This is a genomic window from Achromobacter sp. SIMBA_011 (genome assembly GCF_046535435.1).
GTDB classification, from domain to species: domain Bacteria; phylum Pseudomonadota; class Gammaproteobacteria; order Burkholderiales; family Burkholderiaceae_B; genus Achromobacter; species Achromobacter dolens.
Genome location: NZ_JAWRWN010001041.1, coordinates 1 through 245, shown reverse-complemented (window position 1 = coordinate 245; position 245 = coordinate 1). Strand labels below are relative to the sequence as shown.

General features: G+C 58.0%; 1 protein-coding gene. It reads left to right on the top strand.

Annotation, left to right across the window (positions count from 1 at the left end; translation table 11 throughout):
• On the top strand, nt 1-245 hold a 245-nt coding region (locus SB816_RS34195), incomplete at both ends, for a hypothetical protein (RefSeq protein ID WP_410548522.1).

Below are 245 nucleotides of genomic sequence, written 5' to 3'. Positions count from 1 at the left end.
CATTACAAGCATGCCACCGGCTGGCCATTTGCGAAGGCGGAGCCCAATCGTGCCTTGTTCTGGCTTGGCCCGATCAAGGGATACAACAGCGCTATCGAATCGGCGCAGATCGGCCGCGTTAATTGGGGTCGGCCGGGTGCAATGTTTGCTTTGACTGAAGAGCCGTTACTGATCAGTGAAGTGAGCCGTGCTGCTGCAATGCGCAAAGCCATCGCCGAGGGCACCGCGCTGCCTGAAGAAATCCA